11 protein-coding genes are annotated in these 13,861 nt (G+C 64.1%); 7 read left to right on the plus strand and 4 right to left on the minus strand.

Annotated elements, in window-relative coordinates; genetic code table 11:
• The first annotated feature begins 54 nt into the window (after positions 1-54).
• Both efeU and efeO read left to right on the plus strand, forming a co-directional pair.
• Entirely contained in the window at positions 55-1,125 is a 1,071-nt protein-coding gene (efeU, locus tag ACUYV6_RS06945) for an iron uptake transporter permease EfeU (RefSeq protein WP_449277936.1), read from the plus strand.
• A gap of 13 nt (positions 1,126-1,138) precedes the next feature.
• Entirely contained in the window at positions 1,139-2,407 is a 1,269-nt protein-coding gene (efeO, locus tag ACUYV6_RS06950) for an iron uptake system protein EfeO (protein ID WP_449277937.1), read from the plus strand.
• Between the two features lie 128 nt (positions 2,408-2,535).
• Here the strand turns inward: efeO and efeB are convergent, their stop codons facing one another.
• The 3 genes from efeB to ACUYV6_RS06965 form a co-directional block, all read right to left on the minus strand.
• Positions 2,536-3,960, minus strand: coding sequence for an iron uptake transporter deferrochelatase/peroxidase subunit (gene efeB / locus ACUYV6_RS06955; protein ID WP_449277938.1), 1,425 nt, complete (start codon positions 3,958-3,960; stop codon positions 2,536-2,538).
• A gap of 537 nt (positions 3,961-4,497) precedes the next feature.
• Positions 4,498-5,319 (minus strand): DUF559 domain-containing protein, encoded by an 822-nt coding sequence (locus tag ACUYV6_RS06960; RefSeq protein WP_449277939.1) that lies wholly within the window; start codon positions 5,317-5,319, stop codon positions 4,498-4,500.
• A gap of 310 nt (positions 5,320-5,629) precedes the next feature.
• A complete protein-coding gene (locus tag ACUYV6_RS06965; RefSeq protein WP_449277940.1) occupies positions 5,630-8,371 on the minus strand; it encodes an aminotransferase class I/II-fold pyridoxal phosphate-dependent enzyme in 2,742 nt (913 codons plus the stop codon).
• 141 nt (positions 8,372-8,512) lie between these two features.
• On the opposite strand from ACUYV6_RS06965, the gene ACUYV6_RS06970 reads away from it, so the two are divergent.
• Both ACUYV6_RS06970 and ACUYV6_RS06975 read left to right on the plus strand, forming a co-directional pair.
• Positions 8,513-9,952, plus strand: coding sequence for an NAD(P)H-quinone dehydrogenase (locus ACUYV6_RS06970; RefSeq protein WP_449277941.1), 1,440 nt, complete (start codon positions 8,513-8,515; stop codon positions 9,950-9,952).
• The gene (locus ACUYV6_RS06975) at positions 9,949-10,320 is read left to right on the plus strand and encodes a cupredoxin domain-containing protein (RefSeq protein ID WP_449277942.1); all 372 of its coding nucleotides are present in this window, start codon (positions 9,949-9,951) and stop codon (positions 10,318-10,320) included. Before ACUYV6_RS06970 ends, ACUYV6_RS06975 begins: the two co-directional genes overlap by 4 nt.
• Here ACUYV6_RS06975 and ACUYV6_RS06980 read toward each other — a convergent pair.
• Complete coding sequence (locus ACUYV6_RS06980) at positions 10,304-11,293, minus strand: LLM class flavin-dependent oxidoreductase (protein ID WP_449277943.1); 990 nt, start codon at positions 11,291-11,293, stop codon at positions 10,304-10,306. The two genes, ACUYV6_RS06975 and ACUYV6_RS06980, sit on opposite strands and share 17 nt — an antisense overlap.
• Positions 11,294-11,380: 87 nt before the next feature.
• Here ACUYV6_RS06980 and ACUYV6_RS06985 point away from each other — a divergent pair, with 87 nt between their 5' ends.
• The 3 genes from ACUYV6_RS06985 to ACUYV6_RS06995 all read left to right on the plus strand — a co-directional run bounded on the left by ACUYV6_RS06985 (position 11,381) and on the right by ACUYV6_RS06995 (position 13,840).
• A complete protein-coding gene (locus ACUYV6_RS06985) occupies positions 11,381-12,355 on the plus strand; it encodes a GTP pyrophosphokinase (RefSeq protein ID WP_449277944.1) in 975 nt (324 codons plus the stop codon).
• Between the two features lie 304 nt (positions 12,356-12,659).
• Positions 12,660-13,064: an AAA family ATPase gene (locus ACUYV6_RS06990; protein ID WP_449278230.1), complete on the plus strand. Its 405-nt coding sequence runs from the start codon at positions 12,660-12,662 to the stop codon at positions 13,062-13,064.
• Positions 13,061-13,840 carry an ATP-binding protein gene (locus ACUYV6_RS06995; RefSeq protein WP_449277945.1) on the plus strand — a complete coding sequence of 260 codons (780 nt, stop codon included), beginning with the start codon at positions 13,061-13,063 and terminating at the stop codon, positions 13,838-13,840. Before ACUYV6_RS06990 ends, ACUYV6_RS06995 begins: the two co-directional genes overlap by 4 nt.
• Positions 13,841-13,861 lie beyond the last annotated feature (21 nt).

The raw sequence follows: 13,861 nt of genomic DNA on the forward strand, positions 1-13,861 counted from the left end.
GGACTGAGATCCGCCCGCCGTCAGTGCTTTCGCAGTATCAGAAGGAGTCTCCGCATGTTCCTTGCCTCCTTCTTGATCGGTCTTCGAGAAGGGCTGGAAGCGGCGCTCATCATCGGGATCCTCCTCGCCTACGTGACGAAGCTCAGTCGGGTCGACGTCAAGAGGAAGATCTGGCTGGGGGTATGGATCGCCGTAGGCCTGTGCCTCGTGCTCGGCGCCATCTTCACCTTCGGGCGATACGGACTCAGCTTCGAAGCGCAGGAGATCATCGGAGGCTCGATGTCGCTGCTCGCGGTCGCCATGATCACCTGGATGGTCTTCTGGATGATGCAGGTCGGCAGCAAGCTGAAGAGCGAGCTGCAGTCGGGAGTGGATCAAGCCCTCGCCATCGGCACCGGGTGGGCGATCTTCTGGTTCTCATTCGTCACCGTAGCCCGTGAGGGCCTGGAAACCACGTTGCTGCTGTGGGGTTGGGCGGGAGACCTGCTCGCGTTCGCCGGAGCGATCAGCGGCATCGTCATCGCGGCTGTCATCGGCAGCCTGCTCAATCGCGGAGCGCTGCGGATCAACCTCCGACTCTTCTTCTCCTGGACCGGCGTCTTTCTGGTCATCGTGGCCGCCGGCGTGCTGGCCTACGGCATCCACGATCTGCAGGAGGCCGCGGCAATTCCCGGCCCGTTCTCCGGACGCCCGATCACCCCGTCCGACTTCCGTACCGGAGAGGTGCTCACCGGATTCGAGGGGCCGTTCTGGATGGCGGCCTACCCCTTCGGGTGGGCCTTCGATGTCGAGCATCTGATCGCTCCGAGCGGTGCACTCGCCGCATTCCTCAAGGGGATCTTCGGCTTCGTTCCCATGATGTCTTGGCTCGAGGTCACGGTCTGGGCGCTCTACATCGGGATCGTGCTGCCGCTCTTCTTGCGCCAGGTCATGTTGCAGGCTCGGGCTGCGAAGGCGCGAGCGTCGCGTCCGGCACCTGCGTCGGGCTCTGCAACTGTCGGGGATCCTGCACCTGCGTCGCATCTCGCAGCTGCAGATCACGCGCCTGCACATCACGCACCAACCTCACCAGACCCCGGGAAGCGCGTCGCGCTCCCGTCGATCCGATCAACCTCGGAAGAATGACAAGGAGTGAACATTGAATAAGAAACTGCTCGCGACGACTGGCCTCGCCGCAGTCACGGCGCTGCTGCTCGCCGGATGCACGCAGAACCAACCCGATGACAGTGCAGCGAGCGGCGATGCGCTGAGCGTGAGTTCGACCGCCGACGCGTGTGAGGTATCGGCGGCGACCGCCGAGAGCGGCAACGTCACATTCGAGATCTCGAACGAGGGCGACCAGACGACCGAGTTCTACCTGCTCGGCGATGACGGACTGCGCATCGTCAGCGAGAAGGAGAACATCGCGCCGGGAGCGTCCTCGGAACTCACGGTTGCGCTGCAGCCGGGTGACTACTTCACGGCGTGCAAGCCGGGTATGCGCGGCGAGAACGTCGGGCAGGCAGAGTTCTCGGTCACGGGTGATCCGATCGAGCTCGACGGCGACGACCAGGAGCTGTTCGATCAGGTCGTCGTCGATTACATCAACTTCGTGAAGAACGAGGTCGCCGAGCTCGTTCCGAATGTCGAGAAGTTCGCGAACGCGTACATCGACGGCGATGACGAAGAGGCCAAGGAACTGTACGCCGATATCCGCGTGAATTACGAGCGCATCGAGCCGGTTGCTGAAGCTCTCGGCGTACTCGACCCGCGTATCGACTACCGCGAGATCGACTACCTGGCCGAGGCCGACCTGCTCGAAGAGGACGACTCGACCTTCACGGAGTGGCTCGGCTTCCACCGCATCGAGAAAGATCTGTGGACCCCCGACAAGGATGCGGTGCAGCCCGACGGCGTCTCGGCATGGGACGGCTGGGAGCCGTCGACGCCCGAAGAGCGCAAGGTCATCGGCGAGGCGCTCATTGAAGACGTGAACAAGCTGTATGACGAGGTTCACGCCGACAGCTTCATCGAGGATCACCAGATCAATGTCGGCACAGTGTCGAACGGTGCGATCGGCCTGCTCGAAGAGATCGCCGTCGGCAAGGTGACCGGTGAAGAGAACTGGTGGTCGCATTACGACCTCTGGGACTTCCAGGCCAACCTCGAAGGTGCGCGCATCGCGTTCGACCTGGTGGCGCCCATCGCTGAGCGCAAGGGGGCCGAGGGCGAGGAGCTCGTCGCCGAGATCGATGAGGAGTTCGACGCCCTGCAGGCGCAGCTCGGCGAGTACGGCAACCTCGAGGACGGCTTCGTGCTCTACGACGAGGTCTCGAGCGAGCAGCAGAAGGAACTCGTCGCGCAGATCGACGCGCTGCGCGAGCCGCTCTCGAAGCTGACCGGAACCGTGCTCGAAATCGAGGGTTAGGACTCGGGCTGGGTGGTTCCCTGGGGCGTTCACGACGCCCCAGGGAACCACCCTGTGGGTTTGGGCGTCTGGGATTTGTACGTTCAGGGCTCGAGTTTCCAGCGTTCGAATGACTCGAGTTCGAGTGGCTAGGACTCGAAGAGGGACTGGCCGATGTACTGCCCGTCCGAGATTCCTGGTGGTACGACAAACACGGCCGTTCCCGTCGTCTTGAGGTACTCGACGAAGAGGTCGTCTCGGGCCATGTTCTTGTGTACCCGCGCAAAGCGCGCGGGATCCTTCACGAACGCGATGAAGAAGAGACCGGCGTTGAGCCGCCCCTGATCGTCGTTTCCGTCAACGAAGTTGTACCCGCGTCGGAGCATCCGGATGCCGTCGTTGTTCGACGGATGCGCGCGTGCGACGTGCGACCGCTCGTCGATGCTCAGTTGCCCATCGTCGCCCCGCGCCGTGAAGTCGGGTTCGGTGAACTCGTCGCCGCCCGAGAGCGGTGCGCCGTGCCGCTTATCGCGGCCGGTCACCCGTTCCTGCTCGCCGAGCTGCAGACTGTCCCACACCTCGATCGTCATATTGATGCGTCGCGTGATGAGGTAGCTGCCTCCCACGGCCCAGGCGGGACCCTGTTGCTCGTCGATCCAGACGTGCTCGTCGAGCAGCTCGGGATCCTCCGCCTTCAGATTCGCAGTCCCGTCTTTCTGGCCGAACAGATTGCGTGGCGTCTCCTGCGACTTCGACGTCGATGAGGTCCGGCCGAATCCGAGCTGCGACCAGCGCAGTTGTGCCCGCCCGAAGGCGAGACGGGTGAGGTTGCGAATCGCGTGCACCGCAACCTGCGGATCGTCTGCGCATGCCTGAATGCACAGATCGCCGCCCGAGCGCCCGCGATCGATGAAGTCGTTCACCATCTTCGGGAGGTCGGAAAGCTCGGACGGAACTTGCGAGGCGAGGCCGAATCGATCTTCACCCGATTCGGTCTCGAACAGAGTGCGGCCGAGACCGAACGTCAGGGTGAGGCCGGCAGGGGAGATGCCGGTGGCCTCTCCGGTGTCGTCCGGAGGCATGTAGGCGCCGCCGCCGAACGCGCCGTTCACGCTGATCTCGAGCCCCTGAGTCAGGCGGCTCGCCGCGTAGCTCCAGTCCTGCAGCAGCTCGATCAGGTCGTCACGCGTGAGGTCATCGGCGACGTCGAAGGCGGCGAAGTGCATGCGATCCTGCGCCGGAGTGATGATGCCCGATTGGTGTGTCCCGTAGAACGGGGTGACCGTGCCCGTGGCGCCAGATTTGCCGTTGCCGTTGCTGCCCGAGCCACCGTTGTCTCCTGCAGCCCTCGTGCCGAGGCCGAGACCGTTCGTGGACATGACCGCGGCAGTAGACCCCGCGCCCAGGGCGATGCCGGCCGCACCGCCGCCGAACAGTGCGAGCATGCCGCGGCGCGACAGTCCGCTGCTGCTCGGCGGGCTGCTGCTCGACAGACCGTCGCTGCTCGGCGGGCCGCCGCTGCTCGGCAGGCCGTCCCTGCTCGGCTCCGATGCCTTGTCGGTGTCGTCCCGCATCCGGTCTCCTCGGAGTCGTCAGCGGGCGCGCGTCGCACCGCCGAATTTCGGAGAAGTAGGCCGGTGCGTTGTGATCCGCTTGAAAAGAATCGATCTCATGATAGAACATCGGATGATTGGTGGGCTGGGCCTGGTGCGTGGTGAGTGGTGCGTGGTGAGTGGTGCGTGGTGCGTGGTGCGTGGTGAGTATCGTGTTCGCGCCGTGGCGTGTCTGTCGTGTCTGCGTTGCCTCCTTCGGTGCTGGCCCCCGCCCGCTCCGCCCCGCCCGCGCCGCGCCGCGCCGCCCGCGCCGCGCCGCCCGCGCCGCGCCGCCCGCGCCGCGCCGCCCGCGCCGCGCCGCCCGCGCCGCGCCGCCTGCTCCGCCCCACCCGCGCCGCGCAGCAGTTCAATATGGGATCAGCACGTAGATATGACAAAAATCCTGAATTCCGCATATTTACGTGCTGATCCCATATCTACGTGCTGATCCCATATCTAGATGTCGATGCAGCAGATGCCTCTGCGTGTAGAGCAGTCGCGATCCGTTGCGAATGACTATTACTTCGCGAGATGCAGTCCGCGAGCGACCGCGCGGGTGAGGAGCTCGTGAACCTCAGGCCAGTGGTGCATCACCTGCGCGTACCCGACGCGGATCACGGTGTACCCGCACATCCGCAGCTCAGCGTCGTGCCGATTGTCCTTGATCCGCTGAGCATCGACATGATGCCCTCCGTCGATCTGCAGAACGAGACGCTCCCCGATGAGAAAGTCGACGCGGTGCCCGTTCAGCCACACTTGAGAACGGATGGACACCCCGAGGCCTTGCGTTCTGACTCGCACATAGGTTTCTAGTCCTGAATCAGAGAAGGGGTCTGTGGCCTCGAGAACCCGACGTGCACCGGGTCGAAGTGGGAGCTGTTCGAGCGCTTCCCGATCCACGAGTCGTTGGTTGAGCGCCGAATCCCAGGTCGCTACCGCATCCTCGAATGTCTGGCAGCGTGCGACGGCGACCAGCGTGTTCTCGAGCGTATCTGCGAGCGAGAACGGAGTCCTGGGTGAGATCGGTTCGCCGTAGTGCAGGCGTGCTTGAGGGGGTCTTTTCTCTGCACCAGGGCGAGGTACAGCGAAGTGAGGCTGAGCGGGGTCCCTGACCCAGAGCCCGAATCGCGCCGCCTGGGTGATGCAAGTCAGCACCAAACTGTGCCGGGCGGCGAACAGTAGGGCAGGGTCGGCCTCGGGACGACCGATCCAGCCTCGGGCCACTCGGATGAGGCGTCCGGCCCTGACTTCTTGGTTGAGCCGATGGCGCGTAAGGCCAGCAGCCAGGAGGTCACTCGTTCGGGCGATTCCGTTGCCGTCGCGGAGGACTGTTCGGTACATGCTTCAACACTGCGCTCCCCGGTGCACCTTTGGTGGGGAGTCGCGCGATATGTGGATAGATGGCGGCAAGTGCGAGTTGTGAGGCGGAACCCGGGAGTGAGGGGTGGTGTTGGGTGGGTGCGGGTCTGGTTTGGGCCTGGGCGTCGGTGTGATGCAGGGGCGATTTCACGGGGAGCAGCAGATAGATATGGGATCAGCGCGTAGATATGCCAAAAACCGTGAGATTGGCATATCTACGCGCTGATCCCATATCTACGTGTCGGTGAAGTAGCGTTGAGCTCTTTCGCGGGAGCCCCGGGCGTGACGTCCGCTACTCCTGGGACTTCAGCACGCGGTAGCCGCGCCGAGGATCGTAGCCGTGGATCTCGCGAGTGTCGAGCACTCCCATGAAGTCGAGCACCTCAGCCGTGATGACCTGCCCGGGTACCAGCACGGGGAATCCGGGCGGGTACGGCGTGACAAAGCCTGCGGAAACCGGATGCTCACCGCGATCCACCCGCTTGCGCAACTCATTGTGCAGCACGTGCTCGATCGCTCCGCGCTTCTGTCCGAGGAAGAACGCCGGTCGAATATCGCCGTCGGGCAGCCCGTGCTCGGCATCGTATCCGGGGGCGAAGCGGCTGAAGTCTGGCAGCGGCGGCATGACGTCCTCAGGTGGCCCGGTGAGTTCGGGATCGCTCTGCGCACGTTCTTCTTCGAAGCGCTCGGCGAGTTTCACAAGCACCTCGATGAGGTATGCGATCGCACTGCGAGTGGTCCCGATGTTGGTCATGAACAGCACCGTGTTACGGCTGGTCTTGTTGACCTGGATGCCGTAGCGGTTCATGAGGTGCTCATGCTTGAACGTATCGCCGTCGACACCGGTCCGGGTGATCTCGACTGTGATGCGGCTCGGGTCGATGACGAACTCGTCGGTGTCCCAGGCCTTCCACATCTCGGCGAGGCCGTCGCGCAGCGGCATCGGGCGGCCGACCTCGCGGTTCTCCGCAGGGATCAACTCGCGCGACGTGAGTACGCGGTAGGTGCGGCGCAGCAGCGGATGGCGGATGATCGCCTGCGACAGGCTCGTCGCAAGGTCGAGCTGCTGCTGCACGAGCTGAAAGCCCTCCAGCTCCATCTGCCGGCGGCCGAGGTCGAGCGATGCGAGGATCTGATAGTTCGGCGAGGTCGACGTATGCGTCATGTATGCCTCGTGGAACGGCTCCTCGGCATCCCGCACCCAGTCCTGGTCGTAGATGTGGATCATCGATCCCTGACGCAGCGCGGTGAGCGTCTTGTGCGTCGAATGCGTCGCGTAGACACGCAGCCGGGCTTCGGGGCTCGGGATCAGCCGCTCCTCGAGCCACACCGAGTCTTCCTTCGGGGTGCCGTCTTCGTTGAAGAGCCGGGCTTGCTGCGCGCGGTACTCGGCGGCGTGCAGTGACGTCTTGAACTTCGCTTCCAGGTTTGCGGCGGCGGTCATCGCGGTGCGGCGACGCGTCACGGGGTGGAAGGTGGCGAAGGCGAACCAGGCTTCGTCCCAGAGGAAGACGAGGTCGGGTTTGATCGCGAGGCACTCCGCCATGACGCGTTCGGGATCGTAGACGATGCCGTCGAAGGTGCAGTTGGTGAGCGTCACCATGCGTACTTCGTCGAGGCGCCCGGCAGCACGGTAGTCGAGCAGCATCTGCTTGATGCGGCTGAGCGGCACGGCCCCATAGAAGGCGTAGTCGTTCAGCGGGTAGGCCTCGAGGTAGGCGGCACGGCCTCCGGTGAGCATCATCGCGTGGTGGTGCGACTTGTGGCAGTTGCGGTCAACGAGCACGACATCGCCGGGCGCGACGAGAGCCTGGTGCACGATCTTGTTCGCCGTCGACGTGCCGTTGGTGACGAAGTAGCTGTGCTTTGCACCAAAGGCGCGGGCGGCGAGATCTTGAGCCTTCTTGATCGCACCGGTCGGGGCGAGGAGTGAGTCGAGGCCGCCAGAGGTGGCGCTGGTCTCGGCCAGCAGCAGGTTGAGGCCGTAGAAGTCGGCGAGGTCTTTGATCCACTTCGAGTTCATCACCGATCCGCCGCGCGCGACGGGCAGCGCGTGGAATACGCCGACGGGTCGACGGGCGTGGTCTTGGATCGCGGAGAAGAAGGGGGTGTCGTAGAGGTGCGAGACACGGCGGAGCAGTGTCAGATGCAGCTCGAGTTGATCCTCGCGTCGGAAGACGCGGCGGAAGCGCCGAGTGAGCACACCGGCGAGCTCTTCGATGTGCGCACCTGCGACGAGGTAGAGGTCGAGTTCCGGCCGCAGGGAGGCGAGCGTGTCGGCGAGCCCGAGTACGCGCTGCACGGAGGCGAGTGAACTCCGAGATGAGGCCGGATGCGTGCCTGCCGACTCGCGGGCGATGGAGATCGTCTCTTGCAGTTCGCGGCTCAGGCGCTGACGCGAGGCGTCACTGAACCCGGGTCGCACGACACAGGCGAGGATCGTCGGATTCGTCATGACTGCCGCGATCGCGTCTTCCGCTGACGGTACGACCACGAAGTCGTAGATGAAGTCGTCGGCTGCGCTCCGAAGCCGGAGCGCTTCGCCGTGGAGGCCGTCACGGTCGCTTTCGGTGGTTTCGTCGACGACGAGTACCTCGAATCGGGGGCGAGGATCGTTGTCGTCCTGCCATTCGAGGCGCTCGGCTTCATCCAGCTGATCATCTCGGGGTTCGTCGGGCACCGTGTTGCAGCGCAAGCGGTTGACGACGCGGCCGATGCGCTCGAGCGCAGTGTAGTAGTCGCCTTCTTCCAGCAGCTCGCGTACTCCGCGTACGTAGCGCTGCCCGAAGCCGGCCCAGTACATCTCAATCGTCTCAAGGGCACGCAGCGAACGAGAGACCTCGCCGTCGCTCGACAGCACATCGTCGCTGTCGTTGCCGAGCGCAATGCGCTTCACCGCGAAGCGCAGGTACTCCCAGGCATCGCTGCGCAAGCGCCACGTGCTCGCCGGCATGCCCGGGTTCCGTTCGAGCTGAGAGCCCACGGTCGCGCTCGAATGCGCGAGCTCGGGGCGAGAGGTGTCAGGGGTCAGCATCGACTTCGATGTCCTTCCAGCAGCACGAATCTGATCTCCGCGCCGGTACGCGGAGGTTTCCCACCAGTGTAGGCGGCGTGAATGCCGGGCCGGGTATGCCCGGCCGTGGATGACAGCCTGAGGACCTCTAAGATGACAGGTATGGCGAAAGCGAATGAGCGCAAGCACAGAATCGTCGTTCTGGGCGGAGGCCCGGGCGGATACGAGGCGGCTTTGGCGGGCGCCCAGCTCGGCGCTGACGTGACTGTCGTCGAGCGCGAGGGCATCGGTGGGGCGGCCGTGCTCACCGATGTGGTCCCCTCGAAGAGCCTCATCGCGACCGCCGGTGCGGTGCAGGGCGTACGTGATGCGGGCAAGCTCGGCGTGCAGGCCTTCGTGCCGAGCGGCGATGGCAAGCCGGTGCGCCCTGAGATCGCCGTGAACCTCGCCGCGATCAACAAGCGCGTGGTCGCGATGGCTGCTGCGCAGTCGGTCGACATGCTGACCACCTTGGAGCAGGCGGGCGTGCGCGTGGTGCAGGGCGAGGCGCGCCTCGACGGGCCGAACGCCGTGCTCATCTCGACGGCAGCCGACGGTGCGGGCACCGACTTCGACCGCTGCGAAGCCAACACCATCGTTGTCGCGGTCGGCGCACGCCCCCGTGAACTCGACAGTGCGAAGCCCGATGGTGAGCGGATCCTCACCTGGAAGCAGTTGTACGATCTGGGTTCGATCCCTGAGCATCTCATCGTCGTGGGCTCTGGCGTCACCGGCGCGGAGTTCGCGAATGCGTATGCGACGCTCGGTGCTGAGGTGACGCTCGTCTCGAGTCGTGAGCAGGTGCTGCCGGGTGAGGATCCCGATGCCGCCGCAGTGATCGAGCGCGAGTTCGCGAGGCTCGGTATGAACGTGATGTCGAAGTCTCGGGCGGAATCGGTCGCGCGTACCGACGAGGGCGTGCTGGTCACCCTCTCAGACGGTCGCACGGTCGAGGGATCCCACTGCCTGATGGCGGTCGGCTCCGTGCCGAACACGGAAGGGCTCGGTCTCGAAGAGGCCGGAGTGAAGCTCACGGAGAGCGGCCACATTCGCGTCAACAAGGTGGCCAGCACCAGCGTTCCCTCCGTCTACGCTGCCGGCGACTGCACTGACTTCTTCCCGCTCGCTTCAGTCGCATCAATGCAGGGGCGTACCGCGATCATGCACGCACTCGGCGACTTCGTCCGCCCGATCGACCTGCGCAACGTCGCGGCGAACGTCTTCACCCAGCCTGAGATCGCAAACGTGGGGTGGACCGAACGGGCGCTCGCAGATGCCTCTGCGATGGCAGAGCCCTTCACCACGACGATCCCTCTGAACGTCAACCCGCGCGCGAAGATGCTCGGCATCTCAGAGGGCTTCGTGAAACTGTTCGCCTGGAAGGCCTCCGGCACTGTCGTCGGCGGCGTCATCGTCGCCAGCCGCGCGAGCGAGCTCATCTTCCCGCTCGCGCTCGCCGTCGAGCACGGCCTGACCGTTGACCAGGTGGCCTCGGCCTTCACCGTCTACCCCTCGCTCACCGGCGCGATCACAGACGCCGCTCGGGCGATGCACGTTCGATGATCACGCGTCGTGCGCTGCTGCGCGGGGCCGCGGGCATCGCAGGGCTGACGGCGCTTGCAAGTATTGCCGGCTGCTCACCTTCGAAACCGGAGGTCACGCCCTCTGATGACGATGCGGAGGCTGTCGTCGTCGTGCAGGCGGTCGACAACTCCTACGAACCGGCCGAAGTCACCGTGCGAGTCGGAGAAGCGGTGCGCTGGGAGTTCGAAGGCGCTCAGGAACACGACGTCGTCTCGAACGACCGCAGCTTCGTGAGCGAACTCATGGTCGAGGGCAGCTACGTGCATGTGTTCGATTCAGCGGGAGAGTTCCCTTATCTCTGCAGCATTCACCCTGAAATGCAGGGGCTCGTCACGGTCGTCGAGTAGGCGCAGCGATCCTGATCGAATTCAGCCGTTCCTGCTGCGTGGGAGCCGCGTGCACCGTGATCAGCTCATCGGCATCGGCATGCTGTGCGAACGCCTCCAATTGCTCGGCCACGCGATCCGCACCGCCGACCGCGGTGTGCTTCATCATGCCCCGGATCTCGATGCCGGCAGGGCTGTCGTAGAGTGCGAGCGCCTCGTCATGCGTGAGCTCTTGCTCTCGCCCACGTGAGAGGAACGAACGCACACGACTGACCTCGGTGCGCACGAACAGCTCTTCCGCCTCGCGGTCGGTCTCAGCGGCGACGACGTTGATGCCCGCCGATACGTAGGGTTCCGGGTGCTGCTCGCTCGGCACATAATTGTCGCGATAGTGCCGCACCGCCGCAGTCAGCGCCTGCGGTGCGAAGTGCGAGGCGAACGAATAGGGCAGACCGAACTGCGCCGCGAGGTTCGCGCCGAAGAGACTCGAGCCGAGGATCGTGATCGGCACCCGTGTGCCGCGCCCCGGGTAGGCGTTGACTCGTGTGCGGGGGATGTCGTCACCGAGGTACTGCTGCAGCTCGAGCACGTCATTCGGAAAATTCTCGGCATCGGCGTGCGTGCGACGCAGTGCCCGGAACGTCGCCCCGTCTGTGCCGGGCGCGCGCCCGAGACCCAGATCGATTCTGCCGGGATGCAGCTCCGCGAGTGTGCCGAACTGCTCGGCGATGACGAGCGGTGAATGGTTCGGCAGCATGACGCCGCCCGCCCCGAGCCCGATTGTCGACGTGCGTGCCGCAATGTGGGCGATCAGCACGGCGGTCGCACTCGACGCGATCGACGGCATGTTGTGGTGCTCCGCGTACCAGATGCGCCGGTATCCGAGCTGTTCCGCGGTCTGGGCGAGCTCTTCGGAATTGCGCAGCGCAGTCCCGATATCGCCTCCTTCCGGCACAGTCGCGAGATCCAGAATCGAGAGCGTGGGAAGGGTCATACTCCGGTACAACAGGGCAGAACGAGACTGTATTCCTTGTCTTGTCACGCACATGCAGTTCTGCACCGGGTACGTTAGCGTCGTAGTGTGACAGAATCGACGAACCTCGAACCGGGAGACCCTTCATCCAGCGGGATGGAGTCAGGCTCCTCGAGTTGGCGGGGCCTGCGAGGTTCGCGGAGTTCGCTGGTCGACGCGCACCCGGTCACAGCCCCCGTGAGTATCGTCACGACGAATACGACGCCGATCCGCACCGTGTCGACGGCGACCTCGCCGATCTCGATCGTGCCGCCGATGGACGCCGACCTCGCCGCGCTCGATCTCGAGACCGACGACGGCATGCGTGATCTACGCGATGCGCTCAAGCCGTTCTTGATGCCGTACCGCTTCGCGATCGACGAGGTGCGTACGAAGCTGAGTATTCTCCAGGAAGAGTTCCAGGAAACGGGCGAGTACAACCCGATCGAGCACGTCTCCGGGCGGCTGAAGACCGCCGACAGCGTGATTGAGAAAGTGCGTCGACGCGAGGTGCCGCTCGCGTTCGAGGCGATCCGCGAAGAGATCACCGACATCGCGGGTGTGCGAGTGGTCTGCAGCTTCATCTCCGACGTCTATCGCGTCTTCGAACTCTTGACCGCGCACGACGACGTGCGGGTGCACACCATCAAGGATTACATCGCGAAGCCCAAGGAGAACGGCTACCGCAGCCTGCACGTCATCCTCGAGCTACCGGTATTCCTGTCAAGCGGCGCCGTGCACACGTACGTCGAGGTGCAGATCCGCACCATTGCCATGGATTTCTGGGCGAGCCTCGAGCACAAGATCTACTACAAGTACGAGAAGGAAGTGCCCGACAAGCTTCTTGCGGGTCTGCGCGACGCCGCCGAGCAGGCGGGGCAGCTCGACGCGAGTATGGAGTGGCTGCACATCGCGATTCGGGGTGAGGATCGCGGCATGCTGATCCGCCGCTCCTCAGACGCGCTGCTCGCCGCCGAGCGTGAACTCGAGCGCCGCACCCTCGAATACACCGAGCAAGCACGGCGAGAAGCCGAAGAGCGCTAGCCAGTCTCCGGCGGGTAACTAGGTGACTTGATGGGAATGAGGAGGAAGTCCCTAAGGCCTCGATTGTTGCAGCGGTGGAGTCGAAGCGGCGACAGACACGGGTCTGAGTGGGTCCGGTTCGAGGCGGTTGGTTCTTGAGAGCGCTCCTAGAGACTCACGCCTTCCCCGCTCTTCGTTCAGTTCTCGGGGCGTAAAGTGTTCATTTCTAGTATCGCAAAGTGTTTGCTTCTGTAATGGTTGATTACGTCCCCCGTGTTGCCGATGCTGAGCTTGCCGACCTCATGGGGCCGTAGGTGCGGTACTCATTGAGGGTCCTAAGGCATGCGGGAAGACTGCGACCGCTTCGCGGGTCGCTGCCACGAAGTTCGAGATGGATGAAGACGCCACTGCGCGGGCTTCGATCGAGCTGAACTCTGACTACTTGTTCGACCATGTCACGCCGATCTTGTTCGATGAATGGCAGGCGGCACCCGAGCTTTGGAATCGAGTGCGCCGAGCAGTCGATGCTGCGGAGCATCGACGCGGGCTGTATCTACTGACGGGTTCCGCAACGCCAAAAGACGACACGACCCGCCATTCCGGTGCTGGCCGTTTCGGAGTACTTCGGATGCGCCCGATGAGTCTCTTCGAGTCGGTCATTCGACCGGGGAAGTTTCACTCGAAGCACTTCTTGGAGGGGCCACCCAGACCGGGAGGGGCAACGGGATGACGGTTCCCGGTCTCATGGAACGCGCCGTCATCGGTGGATGGCCTGATCTGCTCGACGCCGAGGAGCGGGAGGCGCGCAGCTGGCTATCGGGCTATCTCAAACAGATCATCGAAGTAGACATCCCGTCGTTCATCGGGAGGCGTGATCCGCGCACGCTCGGGCGGGTGCTTGCATCGCTCGCTCGTTTCGTTGCACAGAGCCCCGCGACGCGCACAGTCGCGGCAGATGCTGGTGGGGAGCGCGGACCTGTTGCCCCGGCGACTATCTATAGTCATCTCGATGCGCTTGAGCGCCTGCAACTGCTAGACAACTCTGAGGCCCGGCAGCCTCACATGCGTTCGCGTGCAAGGCTGCGCATGGCCGCAACTCGCTATTTCGTCGACCCCTCAATCGGAACTGCAGCCCTAGGGATCGGCAGCTCGGACCTCTTGAACGATTTGGAAGCCGCGGGGTATTACTTCGAGGCCCTGGTTGTTCGAGACCTACGCATCTTTGCTCAGCGGCTCGGCGGTCGTGTCGATACGTGGCGAGATGAATACGGCAATGAGGTCGATGCACTCATCACCTTGCCCGGTGGTCGTTGGGCTGCTGTAGAAATCAAGATGAGTCAGAGGGAAGTAGACAAGGCTGCGGCTGGCCTACTGAACTTCGTCCAGCGCGTTGATTCTGGGAAACAGGGGGAGCCCGTTGCCCTTATTGTCATCACTGCAACCGGTAGTGCGGGGCGCCGTTCAGATGGTGTGCATGTCGCGCCCATTACCGCACTGGCTCCCTGAACTGTGGCCAACCCTGTGACC

This window comes from Leucobacter sp. GX24907 (genome assembly GCF_053567335.1).

Bases quoted from the DNA above. Each gene is read 5' to 3' on its own strand.
- efeU (WP_449277936.1), top strand. From the start codon at position 55: ATGTTCCTTGCCTCCTTCTTGATCGGTCTTCGAGAAGGGCTGGAAGCG.
- ACUYV6_RS06965 (WP_449277940.1), bottom strand. From the start codon at position 8,371: ATGCTGACCCCTGACACCTCTCGCCCCGAGCTCGCGCATTCGAGCGCG.
- ACUYV6_RS06960 (WP_449277939.1), bottom strand. From the start codon at position 5,319: ATGTACCGAACAGTCCTCCGCGACGGCAACGGAATCGCCCGAACGAGT.
- ACUYV6_RS06970 (WP_449277941.1), top strand. From the start codon at position 8,513: ATGGCGAAAGCGAATGAGCGCAAGCACAGAATCGTCGTTCTGGGCGGA.
- ACUYV6_RS06980 (WP_449277943.1), bottom strand. From the start codon at position 11,293: ATGACCCTTCCCACGCTCTCGATTCTGGATCTCGCGACTGTGCCGGAA.
- ACUYV6_RS06975 (WP_449277942.1), top strand. From the start codon at position 9,949: ATGATCACGCGTCGTGCGCTGCTGCGCGGGGCCGCGGGCATCGCAGGG.
- ACUYV6_RS06995 (WP_449277945.1), top strand. From the start codon at position 13,061: ATGACGGTTCCCGGTCTCATGGAACGCGCCGTCATCGGTGGATGGCCT.
- efeB (WP_449277938.1), bottom strand. From the start codon at position 3,960: ATGCGGGACGACACCGACAAGGCATCGGAGCCGAGCAGGGACGGCCTG.